1 protein-coding gene is annotated in these 979 nt (G+C 68.9%); it reads left to right on the top strand.

Annotated features, from left to right (window positions below; all coding sequences use genetic code 11):
- A partial coding sequence (locus AC1D01_RS36445; protein ID WP_477874649.1) for a sodium/proton-translocating pyrophosphatase occupies window positions 1-979 on the top strand: 979 nt, incomplete at both ends.

The following is a 979-nucleotide window of genomic DNA, read 5'->3' as shown; positions in this document are numbered from 1 at the left end:
GATCACCGGCATGCTGGTGGTCGGCCTGGGCCTGGTGGGCGTCACGATCTTCTTCCTGTTCATCACCGGCAACGGCACGGCCGCACCCGAGACCCTGTCGGCGGTGCTGAAGCCGCTGCTCGGCTTCGCGTTCGGCGCGTCGCTGATCTCGATCTTCGCGCGGCTGGGCGGCGGCATCTTCACGAAGGGCGCCGACGTCGGCGCCGACCTGGTCGGCAAGGTCGAGGCCGGCATCCCCGAAGACGACCCCCGCAACCCGGCGGTGATCGCCGACAACGTGGGCGACAACGTCGGCGACTGCGCCGGCATGGCCGCCGACCTGTTCGAGACCTACGCCGTCACGCTGATCGCGACGATGGCGCTCGGCGCGCTGATGGTCACGCAGGCGCCGATGCAGGCGGTGATCTACCCGCTGGTGCTGGGCGGCTTCTCGATCCTCGCGTCGATCATCGGCTGCAGCGTCGTGAAGGCGACACCCGGCATGAAGAACGTCATGCCGGCGCTGTACAAGGGCCTGATCGTCGCCGGCGTGATCTCGCTGGTCGGCTTCTTCTTCATCACGAAGTACGCGATGCCCGACGACGCGCTCGGCGCGGGCACGCAGATGCGGCTGTTCGGCGCCTGCGTCGTCGGCCTCGCGCTGACCGCCGCGATGGTGTGGATCACCGAGTACTACACCGGCACCGACTACAAGCCGGTGCAGCACGTCGCGCAGGCCTCGACCACCGGCCACGGCACCAACATCATCGCGGGGCTGGGCGTGTCGATGCGCTCGACCGCCTGGCCGGTGATCTTCGTGTGCATCGCGATCCTGGCGTCGTATGGGCTGGCGGGGCTGTACGGCATCGCGATCGCCGCGACCTCGATGCTCAGCATGGCCGGCATCATCGTCGCGCTCGACGCCTACGGGCCGATCACCGACAACGCCGGCGGCATCGCCGAGATGGCTGGCCTGCCCGACAGCGTGCGCGACATCACC

The organism is Rhizobacter sp. P3_B12 (assembly GCF_056402895.1).
This window is presented reverse-complemented; position numbering and strand designations above follow the sequence as displayed.